Below are 20,251 nucleotides of genomic sequence, written 5' to 3' on the forward strand. Positions count from 1 at the left end.
CGACCGCGCCTACCTCATCGTTGCTCTGCAACTTCCGCCAGGATCGACCCTCAACCGGACCGACGCGGTTGTTCGCAAGGCGTCGGACATTATTCTGTCCCGCCCGAGCATCACGCACGCGGTTGCATTCGTCGGCTTCGACGGGGCGACCTTCACCAACGCGCCGAACACGGGCGTCATCTTCGTCAACTACAAGTCGTTCGAGGAACGCATTGCCGCCGGCATTACAAAGGACGACATCCTCAACGATCTCCGACAGCAAATGAGCACGATCAAAGAGGCGTTTGTCCTCGTCCTCGAGCCGCCCTCGGTTCCGGGTATCGGCACGGGCGGCGGCCTCAAAGGCTATGTGCAGGATAAGGCCGGGCGCGGCTTGCCAGCGCTCGAAGGTGCAGCATGGGCCATGGCCGGCACGACCGGACAGAAGCCCGGAGTCGCGCAGGCGTTCACGCTCTTCAATGTCCGCACGCCCGAAGTCTATGCCGACATCGACCGCACCAAGGCCGAGCAGCTTGGCGTGCCGATCAGTCGCGTGTTTGAGGCGCTTTCCGTCTACATGGGCTCGGCGTTCGTCAACGACTTCAACATCCTCGGGCGAACCTACCGGGTGACGGCACAAGCCGACAATCCGTACCGCCTGTCGCTGCGCGATGTCTCAAACTTGAAGACGCGGAACAATGCCGGCGACATGGTACCGATCGGCTCGGTCGCGACCTTCAAGGACACGACCGGCGCATACCGCGTGCCGCGCTACAACCTCTACCCCGCCGCGGAAGTCCAGGTGCAGCTCCAGCGCGGTTACGCGACCGGCGACGCCATCAAGATGATGGAGAACGTCGCGGAAACCGTTCTACCAGCCGGCTTCGGTTTCGAATGGACCGAAATCGCGCTGCAGGAAAAACTCGCCGGCAATACGGCTATCGTTGCTTTCGGGCTGTCGGTGCTTTTTGTCTTTCTGCTGCTCTCAGCACTTTACGAAAGCTGGCTGCTGCCGCTCGCCGTTATCCTGATCGTGCCGATGTGCATTTTCGCGGCGATGGTCGGCGTCAATATCCGTGGTCTCGACCGGAACATCCTTGTCGAAATCGGTCTCGTGGTGCTGGTCGGCCTCGCGGCGAAGAACGCTATCCTGATCGTCGAGTTCGCGAAGCAGGCCGAAGATCAGGGCATGTCGCGGTTCGATGCCGCAGTCGAAGCCGCCCGCACGCGGTTGCGGCCCATCTTGATGACGTCGCTCGCCTTCATCCTCGGCGTCGTGCCGCTGGTCTTCGCAGCCGGAGCCGGCGCCGAGATGCGCCAGTCACTCGGCACCGCCGTTTTCTCCGGAATGCTCGGTGTGACACTTTTCGGCTTGATCTTTACGCCGGTCTTCTACGTTCTCGTTCGTGGCTTCGCCGCGAGGCGTCGCCCGGATGCGCAATCGGAGCCGCCCGTTGCGCCATTGACGGGCTAGTTCTTGTCAAACGGCGCCCGCCGCGTGCCGATCTTCACCATCGCGAACGGTACGAGACGTCAATCTGGACCCAACTTTTTTCTTTGCCCTATAGTGGCGAGGGCCAATTAATCTGGAACAATACGTATTCCCATGAAATCCGAAAAAAAGCCGACACGTGCCGACGTCGAAGCGGCATTCAAAACTATCATCCGCTGGAGCGGCGACGATCCCACGCGCGACGGCCTCAAGGAGACGCCTGCGCGGTTGGCGCGCGCCTATGAGGAATATTTCCGCGGCTACGATGAGGACCCCGAGGCGATCCTAAAAAAGACCTTTGAGGAAATCGAAGGTTACGATGAAATGATCGTGCTGCGCGGCATTCGTTTTGAAAGCCACTGCGAGCACCACATGGCGCCGATCATCGGCCACGCCTGGGTCGCCTATATTCCCCGCGGCCGGGTCGTTGGAATCTCGAAACTGGCGCGTGTTGTGAACGCCTATGCAAAGCGACTGCAGATCCAGGAAAAAATGACGGCGCAGATCGCCAATACCATCCAGCAGGTATTAGAGCCCGAAGGCGTGGCGGTCGTACTCAAGGCAGAGCATCAGTGCATGACGACACGCGGCGTGCACAAACCTGGGACGGACCTGGTCACAAGCCGCATGCTCGGCGTCTTCCGCGACAATCCTATTACGCGTCAGGAGTTTCTGGCGATTGTGACGGAAGATCAGAAGTCGCGCTGATGCCGTCTCCGGCCACTTCTGCCGCTGCCAAGTTGTAATCGACGGCGACGAGATAGAGGCCCGATGCAGGCGCAACAGGTCCGCAGGCTTCCCGGTTGCAGGCAGCGAGCGCCCTTGCCATGTCTGCGCCCGTCCACTTGCCCTCGCCGACGAGCTTCAGACTGCCGACCATCGAACGGACCTGATTGTGCAGGAACGACCGTGCCGAGACGCGGCACACGATTTCGTCACGCAGGCGGTGGACCTCGAACACATCGAGAGTTTTGACCGGTGACCGCGCCTGACACTGCGCGGCACGGAAGGTGGTGAAATCGTGCCTGCCGACCAGAACGGCTGCCGCCTCTTGCATCGCGTCGGCATCGAGGTCATGCACCGTCCACCAGACGCGATTGCGGTTCAGGATCGGCGGCGCCCGGCGCGTCAGAATTCGATATTCATAATGGCGCTTCACGGCGCTGAATCGCGCGTCGAAGGTGGCGTCGACCGCAGCCGATGAAACGACGGCGATCGGATGCGGACGCAGGTGAAAGTTCACCGCGTCGCGGACACGAGCCGGGTCCCACGCCTTTTCTAGATCGAAGTGCGCAACCTGTCCCAGCGCATGGACGCCGGCATCGGTGCGCCCGGCACCACGCACGCCGACCGTTTCGCCGGAAAACTTCTTGATCGCGGTTTCGAGCGCGCCTTGAATCGATACCCCTGCCGCCTGGCGTTGCCAGCCGACAAAGGGCGTGCCGTCGTATTCGATGATGATGCGGTAGCGTGGCATACTGGAACTCAAGCGCGCGGCACAACTGTGTGCGCCATCCCTACCCGCTCAAGCGTCTGCTCTCAATGCGCGTTTAGCGACCGTGAAATCCACCGTGACCGCCATGCCCGCCGTGCCCGCGGTTAAAATGGCGAAACCGGTTGCGAAATCTTCCGAAGCCACGGCCATTGCCGAAGAAGGGAGCGCTATAGATGGGTACACCGTTATAACCGGCAGTCCCATTGTCAGTGGTATTGTAGTTGTAGTTCTCGCTGCGCTCATAGACGCGCGTATCGTTGAAGCCGAGCGACAGCGGGGTATTATTGGGATTGATTATGACTTGGCGGACCGGCGGAAGCGGACGAATGACGCGCACGCCTTCTTCGAGCGTTACGACAGCGCCGTAAAACGGACGCGGCTCGATTCGCGTCGTGAAGCTCTCGGCGTTCGCCCCGCCCGCGGCGCCGATCGCAATCGAACCACCGGCGACAAGACAAAGCAAAAAACTGCGAACCATCGTTGGTCCTCCACCTGGACACGGATCAACGGAAGATTAGCTTTAGTTGCCGGAAGTTGAGCAGCGTTTGCAGAGTAAGCTTAACGGCCTCAGTTAAAGCGCGTGCCCGGCGTAAGGCGTGTTCCACGCAGAAAATCCGAGGCCGCCATCGGTTGCTTGCCGGCACGCTGCAACTGCTGCACGCGAATGGCACCTTCGCCGCAGGCAATCGTCAGATTGTCGTCGAGTAGAGATCCCGCGACACCGTCGCCCTGAACCGGTAGTGCCGCGAGAATTTTGATCCGCTCGCGCTTTCCCGCGCCGTCTGTCTCAAACCACGCACCCGGATTGGGCGATAGCCCCCGGATGTGGTTGGCGACCTCCTGGGCGGGCTTGGCAAAGTCGATACGGGTCTCGCGCTTGTCGATCTTGGAAGCATATGTGACGCCGTCGCTGGCCTGCGGCACAGCGTCGAGCTGACCTGCTTCGAGCCGCGCCAGAGCTTCGACCATCAGTTCGGCGCCGAGCTTCGAAAGCACATCATGCAGTTGACCGGCGGTCATGGCGGAGGGAATAGGAACGTCGCCGCCGAGACATACGGGGCCGGTATCAAGCCCTGCATCCATCCGCATGATGTTGACGGCGGTAACCGCATCTCCCGCCATGATCGCCCGCTGGATCGGAGCGGCTCCACGCCAGCGCGGCAGCTTCGAAGCATGCACATTGTAGCAGCCGAGCAGCGGCGTTTCGATCACGGCCTTCGGCAAAAGAAGACCGTACGCCACGACGACGGCGGCGTCGGCCTTGAGCGCCGCAAAATCCGCCCGCTCGGCGTCGCCCTTGAAATTCAGCGGTGTCCGAACAGGCAATCCCAAAGCTTCGGCGCGACGCTGCACGGGCGATTTGATTTCGGACATGCCACGCCCTGCAGGCCGTGGCGGCTGGCTGTAAACCGCAACGACACGGTGTCCGGCGGCGCTCACCGCATCGAGAACGGGCACGGAAAATTCGGGCGTGCCCATGAAAATGATGTCGAGCGCCATTGGGCCTCTTTTTTGTTTGCGCGTGCGACTCTCCTCCGGAGAGCCGGCCGCACGCGCGGAAAGTGTGTTTGCGTGCGACTCCCTATGGGAAGCCAACCGCACTCGCGGAAAGTATGTCCGCGCGCGGCAGCACCGAGGCGCCATAAGCGACCGAGGCTCAATCGCGCGCTTCGCGGCTCTGCTTCTTGAACTTGCGGATGATTATGTCTCGCTTCAGCCGCGACAGGAAGTCGATGATCAGCTGACCATCGAGATGATCGAGTTCGTGTTGTATGGCGGTTGCGAGCAGCCCGTTGGCTTCGAGTTCCTGCGCCTTACCATTGCGGTCGAGGTAGCTCACCGTCACCGTTTCAGGTCTTTCGATATCAACCCGAACGTCGGGAATCGAGAGACAGCCCTCCTCGTGAACCCGCGTTTTGGAGCCCAGTGCGACAAGCTCCGGATTGGCCATCGCAATCGGCTGCGGAGGGGCGCCGTCCTCAGCCGTATCGAGCACCACAATCCGCTTCGGCACGCCGACCTGGATGGCGGCGAGCCCGACACCCGGCGCTGCGTACATTGTCTCCAGCATATCGTCCATCAGCTTGACGACAGCATCGTCGACGCGCTCGACGGGATCGGAGATCTTGCGCAGCACGGGATCAGGGAGAGTGATGATCGGTAGAACGGCCATAACGCTGACATATGGAACGCCGTCGCGATGGTCAATGGTGCGCATTGCGCCTGCTCGCACGCGCCGCGGCGGCGAGCGCTACTGCGGTGTTTTCGGGCGGCGACCAGCCGCTCGCCCTCAGCCGCGCCGCATCAACGACGAGTTCGCCGGTCAAGCGGTCGGCGAGGTCGGCCTTGCCACTTAAACGCAGCGCCGCAGCGACCGCAACTTCCGGCACCGGCAGAAGCAAGGCCCGGCTACCGAGACCGTGCCGCACCGCCCGGATGATTTCGGCCATCGTGACCGGCGCGTCGTCGGCGACGACAAAAGAACCGCTGTCAGCGGTTTCGGTCTGAAGGACGTGGCGAAGGGCAGCAACAAGGTTGCCTATGCTCAAGAGAGAGCGGCGGCTCTTCCCCGCGCCGAACGGCAGCGGTACCGGTAGCGCGGCAAGCCGCATCAGCGCCGCCATATTGCCTTTGACCTCGGGACCATAAACGAGGACCGGCCGCAGTACGGTCCAACGTGTTCTCGAGCCGTCCAACGCCTCGGCGGTAACGGCTTCAGCCGCAACTTTCGAGCGTCCGTAAGCGTCGGTCGGGGCCGCCGGCGTCGCCTCCGTAATGACGCCGGGATGCGAGACGCCGACCTGCGCACGGATCGAGGACATCAGCACGAAGTGCTTGACCCGCGCCGCACGTGCGGCACGCGCCAGCTTCCGCGTCGCCTCGACGTTGATGGCCGTGTAAACGGAGTCGGGAAGATCGGCGCGGGCATGCGCCAGCCCGGCGGCGTGGACCACGGCATCGACCCCGCGCACGATATATTCGGCAGCGAATGAACGTGACATGTCGCCGAGCGCGACGCCCTCAATACGCGGGTCATCGAACACGATGGGATGACGGGCGGCAGCACGAACCTGATAGCCGCATTCCGCAAGCTCTCGAACGACGTGCTGGCCGATGAAGCCCGAGGCGCCCGTTACGAGAATACGCGGTGCAGCAGTCATGCCTGAAGTCCGTTCGCGAGACGCGCGATCAATCGATATCCCGATAAAATTGCGATCAAACCGAAGGCGACGCCGCCGATCATGTTGCCGGCAAGTACACCCTCGGCGCCATAGTAGGTGCCGCCGAGAAGCACGAATGGAACGGTTCCCAAAGTTGCTCGACCCCAATTCAATAGCGTTGAATAGTGGGCACGGCCAAGTGTGTTGAAGGTGGCGTTGGCGACGAACAGCGCGCCCAGGAAAACGAAAAGCGGCGACAGCCAGCGACAGAAAAATACGATCAACGCACGCGCTTCCGGTCCTGCGTTGAAGACGCTTGCGAGGTCGTGGGCAAAGACTGAAAGAATGATCCAGGCGATGGACGTGAATGCCGTCATCGTAAAAAGCGCCAGCGTGAACACATCGCGCATGCGGATCGGCGACCGCGCTCCGTAGTTCTGGCCAATGATCGGCCCGACCGATCCGGATAGCGCATAGATGGCGCCGAACGCGACCGGGATGACCCTGCCGATGATCGCCCAGGCAGCCACCGCCGCATCGCCGTGAGCCGCCATCGCATACGTCACGTAGGCATTGCCGACGGCCGGTGCGATGTTCGTCAGCACGGCAGGTGCCGCGATACTCGAGAACGCCGGTACGTCCTGCCTCAGCGTCGTGAGCTTCGGTCTGCCCAGCAGATCATGCACATTGATGACGCCGTGAAACCCGACGCCCATGATCACCAGCCGAGCCAGCAGCGAGGCCAATGCGGCACCTTCGATCCCGAGCCCGAAATGGAGGATGAAGATGACGTCGAGGATCGTGTTGACGATCGCTCCCGACAACGTCACGTGCATGGCGCGACGCGCATCGCCCGCTGACCGAAGAACGGCCGCCGACGTCATGCCCATCGACAAGAAAGGAAGCGTCGGGATGAGAATTCGAAGATAGAGCGTCGCAAGGTCGAGCGTGCGGCCCGTAGCCCCGAGCATTTCGAGCAGCGGTCCGATCGCCAGCCAAAGCGCCGTGCTCAGCACTGCCGAGGCGGCGAATGCCAGAACGTGTGCGTTAGCCGCGAGGCGTCGCGCGCGGATGCGCCGGCCTGCGCCGAGTGCGGGCGCGACGAGCGATGTCGTCGCAATCGACAATCCTATGCCGATCGAGGTCGAGAAAAACAGGATCGAACTAGCGTAACCAACCGCCGCTACGATCGCCTCGTCACCGAGCCGCGACAGGAAATAGATATTGGCGAGATCGCCGATGAAGATCGCCATCAACCCGATCGCGCCGGCGCCCGTCATCACCAGTATGTGGCGCAACAGCGAGCCCGTGACGAATACCGGCCCTTGGGCGGCCCGGATTACGGGCTCGACATCTGCCATTATTCACTCTCCGCCCGCGCGTGCCGCGCCAGAGCTTATTATGTTTTTTTAAATTTTGCGCCGCGCCTTGAATGCAGCCGCCAACGTACCGTCGTCGAGATAATCCAATTCACCGCCGATCGGCACGCCTTGCGCCAGCCGTGATACCGTAACACCCGTTGCGGCGAGCTGATCTGAAATGTAATGCGCGGTCGATTGGCCTTCGACGGTGGCGTTGAGCGCCAGCAAAATCTCTCGGACTTCAGGTGATTGCGCACGGCTCAACAGACTGGCGACGTTCAGCTGTTCCGGGCCGATGCCATCGAGCGGCGATAGATGACCGCCGAGCACGTGATAACGGGCCGCGACGACGCCGGCGCGCTCGAGCGCCCAGAGGTCGCCGACCTCTTCGACGACAACGATCAGGCTCTGATCGCGCCGCGTGTCCTGGCAGACGCTGCAGGGTGAGACGGTATCGAGATTGCCGCACAACGGGCATTCCGCAATCTTTGCGACCGCCTGCTGCAAGGCGTCGGTCAATGGCAACAGCAAATCGTTGCGCCGCTTCAGCAACGCCAGCACGGCTTTGCGGGCCGAGCGCGGCCCGAGCCCCGGCAGCCGCGCCAACAGCTGCACCAAACGCTCGATCTCTGGCCCTGCGATTTTTCGCGACATCAGAGGCCGCCGGTTGGGCTGAATTTAGCGGGGTCGCGCATGAGCAGCGTCGTTAGAACAACTTGAGCCCGGGCGGCAACGGCAGACCGCCGGTGATCTCCGACATTTTGGCTTGCATGGCGGCATCGGCTTTGGCGCGCGCATCGGCAGCGGCGGCAACGATGAGGTCTTCCAGGATTTCGACCTCGTCGCTTTTCATCAGGCTCGGATCGATGCGAACGCGTTTGACTTCGCCCTTGCCATCAACCGTCAAGCGCACGAGACCGCCGCCCGATTGACCGTCGATTTCGGCGCGGCCAAGCTCTTCCTGCATTTCCTTGAAGCGGGCCTGCATTTCGCCGACCTGCTTCATCATGCCCATCAAATCTTTCATATCGTCCTCTACGCGGGCCTCTAATAATCGAGCGGACTTCAACCCGCCTCGCTCTCGTTGTCGCCGTCGTCGGCTTCGATCTCATGTCCGGCGGTTCGGCGCACCGCCGTTATCTTGGCATTCGGAAACGCCGCGAATACGGCGCGCACGGCGGGATGCGCTTTGAGCGATACAAGTTCGGCGGCTTCGCGAGCCCGATTAACGGCACCGATCGCAGGCGCACCCGCTTCTTTCGAGAGCACCACGACCCACTTCCGGGTTGTCCAGGCGTTGAGCTTTTCGCGCAGATCGTTCGCGAGTTCCGCCGGTGCACCGGGTAGCAGAAAAAGATCGATCGAACCGGCTGCGCCGTCGAATTTGACGAGGCTGACATGATCTTCGAGATGAAATTTGAGCTTTGCATCGCGCTTCTCACTGACAAGCGCCACGACGTCGGCAAACGAGCGCGGATCAGATCTCGCAGCGATGGCGGCAGGCGGCAGCACAGCGGCTTCCTCGCTCGCACCGGCGACATCGTCATCCTCGAGAACGTCGTCGTCGCTGAAATCGAAGCCGTCGCTCGCATCATCTTCGGGGCTTTCGGCCCTCGGAGCAGCCGGAGCGGCATTGACCGGCGTGCGCGCAGCCACGGCCGTCTGTTCTGGGGAAGAAGGCGCGCCACGGCGCACGGGGACGGCCCCGCCGCCAAGAGTGCGGATCAATTCATCGGGCGTCGGCAGATCAGCGGTATAGGCGAGGCGGATCAGGACCATTTCGGCGGTAATGCGCGGGTTCGGCGCGCGCGAAGTTTCTTCAAAACCCTTGAGCAGCATCTGCCAGGCGCGTGACAGATAAGGCATCGACAACCGTTCCGCGAGCGCCGTGCAGCGCTTTTTTTCCTCTGCCGTCAGACCCTCACCTGCCGGCTCCTCGCCGACAGCCTTGACGCGCGCGATCGCGTGCACGGCTTCCGCCAGATCCGAAATGACCTCCACGGACGCAGCGCCATCGCGATGCAGGCCCGAAAGGCCCTCGAGCGCCGCGGCCACGTCACCACGGAAGAGCGATTCGGCGAGATCGAAAATGCGGGCGCGATCGGCAAGCCCGAGCATGTCGCGAACCTTAATCGCGGTGACGTGCCCCTCGCCCATTGCGATCGCTTGATCTAGCACCGAGAGGCCGTCGCGCACCGAACCCTCGGCCGCTCGCGCGATCAGCTGCAAAGCATCGGGATCGGCACGCGCGCCTTCATTCTCGACGATCTTCTTGAAGTGCTCGGCCAGCACCGGCTGCTCGACGCGGCGCAGATCGAAACGCTGGCAGCGCGACAGCACGGTGACGGGCACCTTGCGGATTTCGGTCGTCGCGAAAATGAAACGGACGTGCGCCGGAGGTTCTTCAAGCGTCTTCAGAAGGGCGTTGAAGGCGCCCTTCGACAGCATGTGAACTTCGTCGATCATGAAGACTTTGGTGCGCGCCACGAGCGGCATGTACTGCGCGCTTTCGGTGATCTCGCGGATGTTATCGACGCCGGTATTGGACGCGGCATCGATCTCGAGCACGTCCGGGTGACGACCCTCCATGATCTCTTTGCAGTGGACGCCAAGGCCCGGCATGTCGATCGTCGGCTTGTCGTAACCCGGCGCTTCGTAATTGAGAGCCCGAGCCAGAATGCGCGCCGTCGTCGTTTTGCCGACACCGCGAACACCGGTCAGCATATAGCCTTGCGCGATGCGTCCGGCGGCGAAAGCGTTCCGCAGTGTCGTCACCATGGCCGATTGGCCGATCAGATCATCGAACGTCGCCGGCCGGTACTTGCGCGCCAGCACGACGTAGGGCTTCGCCGGCCCCGCGCCATCCGAGTCGTCTGCCGTATTTGATTTCTTCTTCGCCATTATCCCGGAGTAGCCGACTTTCGCCGAAAGGGCGAGGGAGCAAGGCGATGAACGCCCGGCGGCCCATATTTTCGGGCTATGACCGCCCCTGCAATTTCGGGTGGGCCGAGCGCCAGATCACCTGCGATCCGAATAGCGCGCGCGGGCGGCAAATGAGAGGCTGGCGAACGACCCGACTTCTGATCGTTAGGGCTGCTTCCTTCCGGACCTGACCCGGTTGGCGACGAATTCGTCCGCCGCCAACCTCCCGTCCATATAATGGTCGGAACGAACCGGAAGTACAACCCTTTGCCCCGCGCGGCGCGGCAAATGCGCTTCGCCCTCGTTGCACGAACACAATCGGCGGTTCAGCGCCAGAAGCGTCGGCGGAACAATAATTTGCTGTATCGGCGCGGCTTGGGCGTCCCAGTCAGCGCTGCCGCCCTATGGCCGGAAATCTCTTGCCGCAGTCTGCCTTGATATTTCTCGCATGCTGGAAAACCAGGACTCTATGTTGGCGGGATTCTAGCTCACTTGAGCCGAAGACTTTGCTGAGTGGCATCCTTGTCACGCAAATTGTTATGCACAAGGAACCCGCGATAAAGGGCTAGATTCGCTCTCTCAGACTGATTAGCGATTCGCTCATTGCAGATGCACGACGAGCGTTCGAATTAGTCGAGGTGCGGTCATGCGCAGTCATATTGGTCATGTTGGCTTAGCGGTATTAGCGTCGGCGTTTTTGATGGCTTCCCCCGCGTTAGCTGATGATTGGTTTCCACCCTACTCAACTTACAACGACGGTATGTGGAATAAGCTGTATGTCGGCGCGCACGTAGGCGGCGCATGGGGCGACAGCGACTGGTTTTCTCCGGACTTTGACACGCGGACATCGCCAGGACTCGACAGCGGAACGGCGTTTGGCGGACAAGTCGGCATACTCCACCAATTCGGCCCATTCGTAGCCGGCGCTGAGGTTTCTTATTCAGGTATGGATGACCTCGACGGAGCTTCTACCTGCCCCAACGCCAGCTTCACTTGTCATAACAACGTCGACAACCTGCTTCTTTTGAATGGACGCTTGGGATACGCGTTCGGACCCTTGCTGCTCTACGGAACAGGCGGCTACGCCCGTGCGCACGTCGAGTTGCTCACGCCCTCAGCCGGTGCGACATTTCACGCCGACGACGATGTAAACGGTTGGAACGTCGGCGGCGGCATTGAATATCAGTTTACGCGTAACGTATCGCTCGCCGTCCAATATGAGCACGTAAACTTACAGGATAACCATTATCGGCTGCTCGACAGTTCGAACAACCCAATTACGGACGGTAATTTACGCGTAGACTCGGATTTCAATATCATCGAAGCACGATTGAATATCCTGCTCGACACACGCAGCAATTACATACCTCCCGAACCCCTTAAATAGACCACTCAACCCCAGCCGTACCTAAGGCCGTTGGCACCCCGCCAGCGGCCCTTTTTTTACCGAATCCGCCAATGCTTCTGCTGGGATAAAGACGCCGTTCGATTCAGACGGCCGGTTGCATCTCAATAGTTTAAATACACCTGCCGCCATCAACCTCGATCGCAACGCCGGTGACGAAAGCGCTGGCCGGATCGGCGAGAAAAAGCGCCGCGTTTGCGATGTCGCGTGGCGTTGACATACGGCCAAGCGGAATACCGGCGATGAACTTCGCGCGGTTCTCCGGCGTGTCGGCCACGCCCATGAATTGTTCGAGCATGCCCGTCTCGCCGATCACCGGATTGATCGCATTGACGCGGATGTTCTTCGGAGCCAGCTCCACGGCCATCGACTTCGTCAACGTAATCGCGGCGCCCTTCGACCCATTGTACCAAGTGAGCCCCGGCCGCGGGCGAAGGCCCGCCGTCGACGCCGTATTGATGATCGATCCGCCGCCGCGTTTCTCCATGAGCGGAACGACCGCCAATGTCGTGAGATAGATCGATTTGACGTTGACCGCGTAGATGCGATCGAATTCGTCCTCAGTAACCGTCATCAACGACTGGTTCTTGTGCGTCACGCCGGCGTTGTTGACGAGGATGTCGACGCCGCCAAAGGCTTCGACGGCCGCCGCGACCATCGCATCGACATCGACGCGCTTCGTTACGTCCGTCGTCGTTGCGACCGCGCGACCGGAGCCGATCGCTTCTACACATGAGCGCGCCGCCGCACCGTTGATATCGGCGACGACGACCTTGGCGCCTTCCCCCGCAAACAGTTCGGCGATGCCGCGGCCGAAACCCGATCCGCCGCCCGTGACGATCGCCACCTTGTCTCTGAGACGCATGTCCGTCAGCCCATTGATCCTAGCCGGGGCGCTTCAGCGGCACCTGCCCGCTTGCCGCGAGCTCCGCCGCCTCCTTGCGAAACGGACTGGCAGGATACGTGCCGAGAATTTTCGTCTGCGTCGAGAAGAACGACAATTCCTCGAGCGCCAGCTGAACGGAGCGATTGACGGGATGGCCGTCGATGTCGGCAAAGAACATCGTGGCGTTGAACGTACCTTCTTCTTGATAGCTTTCGAGCTTCGTCATATTGACGCCGTTCGTCGCGAAGCCGCCAAGCGCTTTGTAGAGCGCCGCCGGAAGGTTGCGGACGCGGAAAATGAAGGTGGTGATGACCGGCCCGTTGCCGGGTTCCGCGTCATCGGGCTCCTTGGCAAGAACGACGAAGCGCGTCGTGTTGTGCGTCTCGTCTTCCATGTCGGATTTCAGAATCTGCAAACCGTAAATCTCGGCGGCCAGTCGCGATGCGATCGCGGCCGTCGTCAGATCGTCGCTCTCGGCGACGAGCCGCGCCGAACCCGCCGTGTCGGCTCCCGGCACCGGCGCGATACCAAGCTTGCGCAGCGTAACACGGCACTGGCCGAGTGCCTGCGTATGGCTCATCACGCGTTTGATCGTCGCGAGGCTGGCGCCGGGCTTGGCCATCAGCTGATGGCGCACGCGCAGGAAGTGCTCGGCGACAATGTAAAGATTTGCGTCCGGAAGCAGATGGTGGATGTCGGCAACGCGCCCCGCCACCGAATTCTCGATCGGGATCATCGCATAGCGCGCATCGCCGTTTTTGACCGCCGCGATGGCATCCTCGAATGTCGGATAGGCGATCGCCTCCAAGTCGGGAAAGGCTTCGCGCGCCGCCAGATGCGAATTGGCCCCCGGCTCACCTTGGTAGGATATTTTCGCGGTGTCCTCTGCGGACCCTGATCGTTGCGGCATGGCTTATCAACTGGCTCGAATTGCGATTGTCTTGGAGGGACGAGAAAGCGGAAGAATCACGGCGCGACAAGACGGCGGGCGCGCTCCAGGTCGGCCGGAGTATCGACACCGAGGGGAACAGTGTCAACGATCGTGACGTCGATGCGCATTTGGGCTTCGAGCGCCCGCAGTTGCTCAAGCTTTTCGCGCTTTTCCAACGGCGAAGGCGGCAGCGAGACGAAGCGCTCGAGACTGTCGCGGCGATAGGCATAGATGCCGATGTGGTGGTAGAGCGGGCCATCGCCCGAAGGCGCCGTGGCCCGCGTGAAATAGAGCGCGCGTAGCCGGTTCTCCGCGATCGGCGTGCCGACCACTTTGACGACGTTTGGGTTGGTTCGTTCCTCGGCCTCGGAAATGACGGCGGCTAATGTCGCGATGGCGGTTTCAGCCGTCGCAAGCGGCGCGACGCATTGGCCGACGAGTTGTGGATCGAGCGTCGGCAGATCGCCTTGCAGATTGACGATGATACTGGCGTCGTGCGCCGGATCGACCTTCGTGACCGCCTCGTGAACCCGGTCTGACCCCGACGCATGATCGGCCCTCGTCATCACCGCTTCGCCCCCGGCGGCCGTCACAACCTTTACGATCTCTTCGCTATCGGTCGCGACGATCACGTGCCCGGCGTTCGCCGCAACGGCGCGTTGCCAGACGCGGACGATCATCGGCCGGCCGCGAATGTCGGCCAGCGGCTTGCCGGGAAGCCGGGTCGCGTGCATGCGAGCCGGTATGACGATCAGAGTATTTCGAATCACTGCGGGCGGGATCTCTGGCTCGGTGACAAACTGTCTCGCCGCGATTGTGGGACGAGACGGTTTGAGCGCTTGCAAGGGTGAGGTGAGCTTATATACCTCCGATCAGTCTCGTCATCTTTGATTTGCGTGCCATGGGCTGGCCGCCACGGGAGCTGCGGAATGAATCAATTCGAGTTCACCAAGATTGCGGGCGCCGTGCTCGCGGCATTGCTGCTGATCGTCGGCACGAAGACCTTCATCGAGATGAACGTCGGACAAACACCCGAGAAGCCGGGGTTCCAGTTGCCGGCCCCGACGGCCGAGACCGCTAAACCCGCAGACGGAGCAGCCGGCGAAGCCGGTGCGCCTGCCGCCGCCACTCCTGAGGCCGCCGGCAAAGAAGTCGTTGCTCTACTGGCCAAGGCTAATGCAGAGAATGGCAAGTCCATCTTCAAGAAATGTCACGCTTGCCACGTCTCCGAGAAGGGCAAGACGCCGACCGTCGGACCCAATCTCTGGGGCGTCGTCAATCGCCCGAAAGCGACTTATCCAGGGTTCTCCTATTCCGAGGCGATGAAGGCCAAGGGCGGCGATTGGTCGTTCGAAGAACTCGGCCGATTTCTGCACAATCCGAAGGCCGATATACCAGGCACTAAAATGGTGTTCACGGGACTGCCGACCCCCAGCGACGAGGCCGACGTGATTGCTTATCTGGCAACCCTCGCCGATACCCCTGTGCCGTTGCCTAAATGACAGCAAGTTAACTCGCTATGGCTATCAAAGTTTGCGACCCTGCCGGGCACTTGGCGGGGTCGTTTTCTTATCGGGACGTCGGATTTATCCCCGTGGTTTCCGGCCGTGTTAACCTGCTGCCAGGACGAGACATTGAAAGGACCCAGCCGACGATGCGTATGCGCCTGATGACGCAGTTAGCCGTCGCCGTGATGGCATTGCTGGGCTTCTTGTCGATTGAAGATCTGGCTCAGGCCGAAGAGCCGGTGTGCCACCACGCGCTCTCCCTCGTCGGCGAACCGAAATACGGCGCCGATTTCAAGAATTTCGATTGGGTGAACCCGGACGCTCCGAAAGGCGGCACGCTGCGTCAGTGGGCCGATGGCACATTCGACACGCTGAACCCGTTTTCAGACAAGGGCGTCAAGGCTGTCGGCCTCGGCATAATATTCGACGGACTTTTCGCGGCGAGCCCCGATGAACCGTCGACGCAATACGGCCTCATCGCAGAATGCGCCTCGTACCCGAGTGACTTTTCATCGGTGACTTTCAAGCTGCGGCCTGAAGCCAAGTTTCATGACGGGCAGCCGATCACGCCCGAGGATGTCGTTTTCTCGTTCGAGCAGTTCAAGAAGGTCAATCCGTTTTACGCATTCTATTACAAGAACGTCGAGAAGGCCGAGAAGACCGGCGATCACGAGGTGACCTTCACGTTCAACGTCAAAGGCAATCGCGAGTTGCCGATGATCGTCGGCGAGCTTTCGGTCGTGTCGAAGAAGTACTGGGAAGGCAAGGACGCCAACGGCAAACAGCGCGACCTTGGCGAGACGACCGTCGAGCCACCGCTCGGCAACGGGGCATACAAAATCAAATCCGTCGATACCGGCCGTAAAATCACCTACGAGCGCGTGCCCGACTACTGGGCAAAGGATTTGCCCGTGATGCGTGGCCAGTACAATATCGACACCCTCGAATTCACCTATTATCGCGACCGCGCGCCGGCATTCGAGGATTTCAAAACTGGAAAGCTCGACCTATGGATCGAGAACCGGGCTTCCGCCTGGGCGACGCAGTATGATTTCGATGCGCTGAAAAAGGGGCTCGTGATCAAAGAGGCGATCCCAGTAAAACGCGTCGCTTCGATGCAGGCTTTTGTTTTCAATCTGCGCCGCAAACAATTCCAGGACGTGCGCGTCCGGCACGCTTTCAACCTCCTCTTCAATTTCGAACAGGCCAACAAAAAGCTGTTCTTCAATCTCTATCAGAGGGTCGGCAGTTTCTTCGAGAACTCGGATCTGCAATCGAAGGGGCTGCCAGAAGGACGCGAGCTCGAAATTTTGAATGGCATCAAATCGGAGGTGCCACCTGAAGTCTTCACCACCGAATGGAAGAATCCCGTCAACGCCCAGGAAGGCGATTATCGCAAGCATCAGCTTGAGGCATTGAAACTTTTCGAGGCTGCCGGCTGGAAAATTTCCAGCGAAACGGCCACCGATCCTTCATGCGGCTTTTTTTGCAAATTGAAGGGGATGGTCGGATTGTCCTCAGCCCGAACGGCGCGCGTGCTTCGCAACGCCGAAGGCGAGCAGATGTCTGTCGAATTTCTGCTCGACGGCGACACATTTGAACAGATCATTCTTCCGTACGCGCAAGACCTGCAAGCACTCGGCATCAAGGCCACCGTGCGCACGGTCGATGGCGCGCAATACAAGCAGCGCGAAGACAAGCGCGACTTCGACATCATCGTCGATAACTTCGCCCAGTCGAATTCACCCGGCAACGAACAGCGCGAATTCTGGGGATCGGCCGCCGCCGATAAGGATGGCAGCCGCAATACCATCGGCATCAAGAACCCCGCCGTCGACAAGCTGATCGACGACATCGTGTTTGCGAAAGATCGTCCCGAGCTGGTCGCCGCGACGCATGCACTCGACCGCGTTTTGCTGTGGAATTACTACGTCGTTCCGCACTGGTACTATCCTTACGAGCGCGTGGCGTACTGGGATATTTTCGGCCGGCCCGCGAAATTGCCGTCCCAAACGTCGGCGCCGACGCAGGTTTGGTGGATCGACCCCGCAAAGGAAAAAGCTATCGAGGCGGCAAAGGCGAAATAATCCGGTGCGGAGCTTTGTCCGAACGCGAACGACAATGATACCGAGAAGCTGCGTTCTCGCTGCGCTGGCTGGTCTGATCGTTGTCCTATCGGCCCCCCACGCCAACGCCGAGCCACGCCACGGCCTGTCGATTTTCGGCGAACTGAAATACGGGGCCGATTTCCAGCATTTCGACTACGTCAATCCCGCTGCGCCGAAGGGCGGCCGCATGGTGACGATGGGAACCGGCGGCGCCAACACGTATGACACGCTCAATCAGTACATCCTGAAAGGCGACGCCGCACAGGGCCTCGATTTTCTTTTCGACAGCCTGATGGTGCGCGCCCAGGATGAACCCGATGCCGTCTACGGGCTTATCGCCAAATCCGCCGATGTCGCGCCCGACGGTCTTTCCGTTACATTCAAGCTCCGGCCCGAGGCGAAGTTCGCAGATGGCACGCCGCTGACCGCAGCCGACGTCATCTACTCGTTCACCGCGCTGAAAGAGAAAGGCCACCCCGCGATTTCGATGACGTTGCACGACGTCGTTTCGGCCGAAGCGCTCGACCCCGAAACGGTGCGTTACACGTTCAAGGGGACCCTGACGCGCGATCTCCCGATTATCGTTGCGCAACTGCCGGTGCTGTCCAAGGCCTATTATTCAAAGCAGCCGTTCGAGGAGACGTCGCTGAAACCACCGCTTGGATCTGGCCCTTACAAGATCAAGGATTTCAAGCCAGGAACCTACGTTACCTACACGCGCCGCAACGACTATTGGGCGAAAGACCTCCCCGTAAACCGCGGCCGCTATAACTTCGACGAGATACGGTACGATTACTATCGCGATCGCAATATCGAGCTAGAGGCGCTTCTGTCGGGACAATTCGATTTTCGCGAGGAATTCTCGAGTGGCGCCTGGGCGACCAGATACGACATCCCGGCCGTCCGCGAAGGCCGACTGATTACCGTGGTGTTGCCGGATCAACGGCCCTCGGGTGCGCAAGGCTATTTCATCAATACCCGCCGCGACAAACTCAAGGACCCGCGCGTACGCGAAGCGCTTGATCTCGTGTTCGATTTCCAGTGGTCGAACAAGAAGCTGTTTTATAGCCTCTACAAGCGCACCACGAGCTACTTCGAAAATTCGGACATGAAGGCATCCGGCAAACCGAGCCCCGAAGAGCTGGCGCTGCTGGAGCCATTCAAAGATAAACTTTCGCCAGAGGTGTTCGGCGAACCCTATACGCCTCCGGTGACCGACGGCAGCGGCAACAACCGCGACAACTTGAAGAAAGCGCGCGATCTCCTGATTGCGGCAGGCTGGACGCCCGGCCCGGACCACATGCTGCACAACGCCAAGGGCGAAACGCTGACGATCGAGTTTCTCGAATTCGAGGCGATGTTCGAACGCATCACCGTGCCCTACACCGACAATCTCAAGCGCATCGGCGTCGACGCCTCGTTTCGCCTGATCGATCCGGCTCAGTACGAGCGGCGCGTCAAATCGTTCGATTTCGACGTGACGACCCAGCGCTATTCGCTTCGCCTGACACCGGGGGTCGAGCTGAAAAGCTATTGGGGATCAGAGGCCGCCAAGATCGACGGATCGCTTAATCTGCCCGGCATCAACGATCCCGTCGTCGATGCTCTGATCGATAAGGCGATGGCGGCGAAATCCCGCGCCGAACTCGTGACGGCGATGCGTGCCATTGATCGGGTGCTTCGGGCTGGGCATTACTGGGTGCCACAGTGGTATAAGGCATCCTACTCGATCGCTTACTGGAACAAATTCTCACGTCCCGCCGTGCAGCCCAAGTATGATGCGGGCGTGCTCGACACGTGGTGGTTCGATTCGCAGAAAGCCGAAGCCCTAAGCTCCGGCAAGCCGCAAGTGCAGTCTCAGGAACCGGCGAAAAACTGATGGCCTTCTATCTTTTGAAACGCGTGCTGCTGATCATTCCGACGCTGTTCGGCATCATGCTGTTTTCGTTCGTCATCATACAGTTCGCGCCGGGCGGTCCGGTGGAACAGATGATCGCGCAATTGATGGGGCACTCGTCCTCGATCGTCAGCCGCATGGGCGGCGGCGGTGGCGATGCTCTCGGCGGTGGTGCCGGCGGCGCTCAACTCGGCCAGGGCGCGGCCGATTCAATCACCTCGAAGTATCGCGGTGCCCAGGGTCTCGATCCGGCCTTCATCAAGAGCCTCGAAAAACAGTTCGGCTTCGATAAGCCGGCGCCTGAGCGCTTCTACCTTATGATGAAGAATTTTCTGACGTTCGATTTCGGAAAAAGTTACTTCCGCGACGTTCCCGTCATGGATCTCATCAAGGAAAAATTGCCCGTCTCGATTTCGCTCGGGCTATGGATGACGCTGCTGACGTATCTGATTTCAATTCCACTCGGCATTCGCAAGGCCGTAAGGGATGGCGAGCCGTTCGACACCTGGAGTAGCGCCGTACTCGTCGTCGGCTATGCAATCCCGGGCTTCCTGTTCGCCGTTCTATTGCTGATCCTGTTCGCCGGCTCATCCTTCGTTCAGTGGTTCCCCTCGCGCGGGCTCTTCTCCGACAACTGGGACCAGTTATCGATGTTCGGAAAGATCACCGATTATCTCTGGCATCTTGTGCTGCCGATGACGGCGATGGCGGTCGGTTCGTTCACGGCTATGACGTTTCTGACGAAGAATTCGTTTCTGGACGAAATTCGCAAACAGTACGTCGTGGCAGCGCGAGCCAAGGGGCTATCGGAGCAGCAAGTCTTGTACGGACACGTCTTCCGCAACGCCATGCTGCTGATCATCTCCGGCTTCCCGGCCGCGTTCATCAGCGCCTTCTTTTCCGGGGCATTGCTGATCGAAACGATTTTTTCACTCGATGGGCTCGGCCTCCTCTCGTTCGAAAGCATCGAGAAGCGCGATTATCCTGTCGTGTTCGCGTCTCTCTTCATCTTTTCGCTGATCGGCCTGGTCGTCGGCATCATATCGGACTTCGTCTACACCCTCGTCGATCCGCGCATCGACTTCGAGACGCGTGAGGTCTGAGGC

General features: G+C 60.5%; 19 protein-coding genes and 1 other RNA gene. 7 read left to right on the forward strand and 13 right to left on the reverse strand.

The window, feature by feature from the left end; all coding sequences use genetic code 11:
- On the forward strand, positions 1–1,453 hold a 1,453-nt coding region (locus tag VN623_RS04740; RefSeq protein WP_325568649.1), incomplete at its 5' end, for an efflux RND transporter permease subunit.
- Positions 1,454–1,585: 132 nt separating this feature from the next.
- On the forward strand, positions 1,586–2,179 hold the full coding sequence (gene folE, locus VN623_RS04745; RefSeq protein WP_325568651.1) for a GTP cyclohydrolase I FolE: 594 nt from the start codon (positions 1,586–1,588) through the stop codon (positions 2,177–2,179).
- On the opposite strand, the gene truA is transcribed toward folE, so the two are convergent.
- The 10 genes from truA to ffs all read right to left on the reverse strand — a co-directional run bounded on the left by truA (position 2,127) and on the right by ffs (position 10,634).
- Positions 2,127–2,948 (reverse strand): tRNA pseudouridine(38-40) synthase TruA, encoded by an 822-nt coding sequence (gene truA, locus VN623_RS04750; RefSeq protein WP_325568653.1) that lies wholly within the window; start codon positions 2,946–2,948, stop codon positions 2,127–2,129. The two genes, folE and truA, sit on opposite strands and share 53 nt — an antisense overlap.
- A 73-nt stretch (positions 2,949–3,021) precedes the next feature.
- A complete protein-coding gene (locus VN623_RS04755; RefSeq protein ID WP_325568655.1) occupies positions 3,022–3,444 on the reverse strand; it encodes a hypothetical protein in 423 nt (140 codons plus the stop codon).
- An 89-nt stretch (positions 3,445–3,533) separates the two neighbouring features.
- Positions 3,534–4,466 (reverse strand): methionyl-tRNA formyltransferase, encoded by a 933-nt coding sequence (gene fmt, locus VN623_RS04760; RefSeq protein ID WP_325568657.1) that lies wholly within the window; start codon positions 4,464–4,466, stop codon positions 3,534–3,536.
- Between the two features lie 157 nt (positions 4,467–4,623).
- Entirely contained in the window at positions 4,624–5,139 is a 516-nt protein-coding gene (gene def, locus VN623_RS04765; protein WP_325568699.1) for a peptide deformylase, read from the reverse strand.
- A gap of 31 nt (positions 5,140–5,170) precedes the next feature.
- On the reverse strand, positions 5,171–6,127 hold the full coding sequence (locus VN623_RS04770) for an NAD-dependent epimerase/dehydratase family protein (RefSeq protein WP_325568659.1): 957 nt from the start codon (positions 6,125–6,127) through the stop codon (positions 5,171–5,173).
- A complete protein-coding gene (locus VN623_RS04775) occupies positions 6,124–7,488 on the reverse strand; it encodes an MATE family efflux transporter (protein WP_325568661.1) in 1,365 nt (454 codons plus the stop codon). The genes VN623_RS04770 and VN623_RS04775 overlap by 4 nt, the downstream gene beginning before the upstream one ends.
- A gap of 48 nt (positions 7,489–7,536) precedes the next feature.
- Positions 7,537–8,142, reverse strand: a complete 606-nt coding sequence (gene recR, locus VN623_RS04780; RefSeq protein WP_325568663.1) for a recombination mediator RecR — start codon at positions 8,140–8,142, stop codon at positions 7,537–7,539.
- A 52-nt stretch (positions 8,143–8,194) separates the two neighbouring features.
- Entirely contained in the window at positions 8,195–8,515 is a 321-nt protein-coding gene (locus VN623_RS04785) for a YbaB/EbfC family nucleoid-associated protein (protein WP_325568665.1), read from the reverse strand.
- A 38-nt stretch (positions 8,516–8,553) separates the two neighbouring features.
- A complete protein-coding gene (locus VN623_RS04790) occupies positions 8,554–10,389 on the reverse strand; it encodes a DNA polymerase III subunit gamma/tau (protein WP_325568667.1) in 1,836 nt (611 codons plus the stop codon).
- A gap of 155 nt (positions 10,390–10,544) precedes the next feature.
- Positions 10,545–10,634: signal recognition particle sRNA small type (gene ffs / locus VN623_RS04795), an RNA gene on the reverse strand.
- Positions 10,635–11,056: 422 nt separating this feature from the next.
- Here ffs and VN623_RS04800 point away from each other — a divergent pair.
- Positions 11,057–11,797 carry an outer membrane protein gene (locus tag VN623_RS04800; protein ID WP_325568669.1) on the forward strand — a complete coding sequence of 247 codons (741 nt, stop codon included), beginning with the start codon at positions 11,057–11,059 and terminating at the stop codon, positions 11,795–11,797.
- A 130-nt stretch (positions 11,798–11,927) separates the two neighbouring features.
- On the opposite strand, the gene VN623_RS04805 is transcribed toward VN623_RS04800, so the two are convergent.
- From VN623_RS04805 to VN623_RS04815, 3 genes are read right to left on the reverse strand one after another with little or no spacing between them, the layout of a single operon-like run.
- Complete coding sequence (locus tag VN623_RS04805; protein ID WP_325568671.1) at positions 11,928–12,680, reverse strand: glucose 1-dehydrogenase; 753 nt, start codon at positions 12,678–12,680, stop codon at positions 11,928–11,930.
- 19 nt (positions 12,681–12,699) lie between these two features.
- Positions 12,700–13,611, reverse strand: coding sequence for a prephenate dehydratase (locus VN623_RS04810; RefSeq protein WP_325568673.1), 912 nt, complete (start codon positions 13,609–13,611; stop codon positions 12,700–12,702).
- Positions 13,612–13,667: 56 nt separating this feature from the next.
- A complete protein-coding gene (locus VN623_RS04815; RefSeq protein WP_325568675.1) occupies positions 13,668–14,402 on the reverse strand; it encodes a 3-deoxy-manno-octulosonate cytidylyltransferase in 735 nt (244 codons plus the stop codon).
- Positions 14,403–14,561: 159 nt separating this feature from the next.
- On the opposite strand from VN623_RS04815, the gene VN623_RS04820 reads away from it, so the two are divergent.
- The 4 genes from VN623_RS04820 to VN623_RS04835 all read left to right on the forward strand — a co-directional run bounded on the left by VN623_RS04820 (position 14,562) and on the right by VN623_RS04835 (position 20,248).
- Positions 14,562–15,134, forward strand: coding sequence for a cytochrome c family protein (locus tag VN623_RS04820; protein WP_325568677.1), 573 nt, complete (start codon positions 14,562–14,564; stop codon positions 15,132–15,134).
- A 152-nt stretch (positions 15,135–15,286) separates the two neighbouring features.
- Positions 15,287–17,227 carry an extracellular solute-binding protein gene (locus VN623_RS04825; RefSeq protein WP_325568679.1) on the forward strand — a complete coding sequence of 647 codons (1,941 nt, stop codon included), beginning with the start codon at positions 15,287–15,289 and terminating at the stop codon, positions 17,225–17,227.
- A gap of 34 nt (positions 17,228–17,261) precedes the next feature.
- Positions 17,262–19,127, forward strand: coding sequence for an extracellular solute-binding protein (locus VN623_RS04830; RefSeq protein ID WP_325568681.1), 1,866 nt, complete (start codon positions 17,262–17,264; stop codon positions 19,125–19,127).
- Positions 19,127–20,248 (forward strand): microcin C ABC transporter permease YejB, encoded by a 1,122-nt coding sequence (locus VN623_RS04835; RefSeq protein WP_325568683.1) that lies wholly within the window; start codon positions 19,127–19,129, stop codon positions 20,246–20,248. The genes VN623_RS04830 and VN623_RS04835 overlap by 1 nt, the downstream gene beginning before the upstream one ends.
- The last annotated feature ends 3 nt before the right edge of the window (positions 20,249–20,251 follow it).

Origin of the sequence: Hyphomicrobium sp. (genome assembly GCF_035572195.1) — a bacterium.
Lineage (GTDB): Bacteria > Pseudomonadota > Alphaproteobacteria > Rhizobiales > Hyphomicrobiaceae > Hyphomicrobium_B.